This is a genomic window from Candidatus Bathyarchaeota archaeon, from assembly GCA_026014735.1.
Taxonomy (GTDB): domain Archaea; phylum Thermoproteota; class Bathyarchaeia; order Bathyarchaeales; family Bathycorpusculaceae; genus Bathycorpusculum.
Map to the genome: position 1 here is coordinate 1 of JAOZHT010000009.1, position 1,819 is coordinate 1,819.

The following is a 1,819-nucleotide window of genomic DNA, read 5'->3' on the forward strand; positions in this document are numbered from 1 at the left end:
AAAGCGCGACAGCCTCTTGCCGTAACCATCGGAAATAGGCCGAAGCATTTGCAGCGTAGACAGACGTCAGAAATCAGAGGACAAGAAATAAGCCCGCCGATTTTGGCCTGTCATTTGGAGACAAGCGCGTATGCGATTGTGCATAAGTTACGCCGAATTGAGCAGGTGCACCGTGCAACCGAATTTGTTTTGTCTCATTTTATTGTGCAGCTTGTTTACATTGTAAGCAATGGCGTAAAGCAGTATCTCGGTAAAAACATTCGCCTCGCCTCGCCGCAGGAAGCGCCGGAACCCATAATCCTGTTTAAGAACGCCGAACGCGCCTTCCACCTGAATGGAGCGGTTCAGGCGCAGGGTCTTGCCCCAATCGGAAGATATCCGCTCCAGCGACGCCTGCCGGAGGGCAAGGAAATCCTTGGAGACCTGCAAGCGCCGGTTGCCTTGGGCACGGGTGCAAAGTGTTTTTTGAGGGCAGCCGTCACAGCCGAAGCATTCGTAGACGCTTACCGTTGTCTCAAACCCTAATTTACCCTTTCGCCTGGTATCATAAATATGCGCAAAGGTGTTTCCCGCCGGGCAGGTATAGGTATCCTTATCGGCGTCATAGGGCATATTGTCCCGCAAATAACTGTTGTTCCGGTATTTGCGCGCCTTGGCTCTCTCGAAGTTTTGGGGCTTTATGTAGGCGATCTGTTCACGCACCTTTAGCTTTTTGTAGTTCTCCTCGCTCTCGTATCCCGCATCCGCTACAATTTCACGGTGCTTCTTCCCGCAACCCGCTTCCATTCTTTCCAGTAGGCCCAATAGAGCCAGTTCATCCGAGCGCTCCGAGCAGATATGCGCCCCGACGATGTATTCCCCTTCAACGCCCAATTGCAGGTTATACCCCGGCTTGAGCTGCCCGTTCTTCATGTGGTCTTCCTTCATCCGCATGAATGTCGCGTCCGGGTCAGTCTTTGAAAAGCTGTTCCGGCCTCGGAAGGTGCGGTTGTATCCGGCGTATCTTGCCTTGCGTGAGAGCAGGCCGTCCAGTTCCTCCATATCCCGCTGAAGCTGTGGTTTCCGCTTGCCTCGCCCGTATACGAAAGAAAGCCTCGCCGCTTCCTTTCTTTCCAGCAGCGCTTGCCGGTATCCTTTAGCGTCGTCGTGTACAATACCGTACTCCACCGTCAGCCGCTCCAGCAGTGCGATAAGCTTTTCATCCACATGCGCTTCATATTTGCCCGTCGACTTCGCCCATACGAAGCTGTATCGATTCGCGTTCGCTTCGATCTTCGTTCCATCCACATACAGTTGCTCAAACGCTATTTCCCCCTGTTCCCTGAGTAACTCTACCATCTGATAGAACAATCGCTCCAACACGCCGTCTGTGAGGTGTTCCTTGATAAAGCTCGCGATCCTGCTGTGGTCCGGCACCCGTTTTCCTCTCAGCAGATACATGAACCGAATATCGTTTCGACAGGCTGTTTCTATTTTTCGAGTGGAATACAGCCCGTTTATAAATCCCAGAACTATGAGCTCGAACAGCTGTTTCGAAGTTGCCTCGCCTTTACGCGGCCTGCGCTGATACGTTCCGGTTAACTCGCTGTAATCCACCCTTTCCATGACCTTGATCAGCGTCCACACCGTATCGTCTGCATCGATCCGCATTCCCAAATCCAGCGGCATTGCCACTTGATATCCGCTTTCGTTTACGATATGATCCTTTTGTAAATTGGTTGTTTTCACAGACTCAGTTTACATCACAAAACGAGCCTTTGCACTTTTGCTTTGGCTCGTTTTGCATATTTCTTGGGCTGTCGCTTAGCACGACAGCCCC

At 51.8% G+C, this 1,819-nt stretch carries 1 protein-coding gene; it reads right to left on the reverse strand.

All coding sequences use genetic code 11. The features are described from left to right. Positions 1 to 147 precede the first annotated feature (147 nt). Positions 148 to 1,728, reverse strand: a complete 1,581-nt coding sequence (locus NWE93_15120) for an IS1182 family transposase (protein ID MCW4001560.1) — start codon at positions 1,726 to 1,728, stop codon at positions 148 to 150. Between the last annotated feature and the right edge of the window lie 91 nt (positions 1,729 to 1,819).